General features: G+C 56.3%; 1 pseudogene. It reads right to left on the bottom strand.

Going from position 1 to position 254, the window contains the following annotated elements:
• A pseudogene (locus EOD29_RS33385) lies at positions 1-254 on the bottom strand (WG repeat-containing protein); the annotation flags it as partial.

The raw sequence follows: 254 nt of genomic DNA on the forward strand, positions 1-254 counted from the left end.
GTTTATCTCCCGGTTGAGCGGCCCAGACGAAAGTGCCGAATTCGACTTCTTTAATGGCCAGCTCGTCCTTCAGGATCTTTCCCGAAGGCAGATCAATGAGCAGATAGCGCGAATCGGCTCTTTGGAAAAAAAGTTCCTGAGCCGTAAAGCGTAAAAGGCCATAGGCATCCGACGCGACCGCTTTGCCGGGACGAACGAGCGCCGCCCCGGCTCCGAACGGAATGGCACGCGCATAGTTCGGCGACAGCAGAAAC

This window comes from Mesorhizobium sp. M1A.T.Ca.IN.004.03.1.1, assembly GCF_003997555.1.
In the GTDB taxonomy this organism is placed as follows: Bacteria; Pseudomonadota; Alphaproteobacteria; order Rhizobiales; family Rhizobiaceae; genus Mesorhizobium.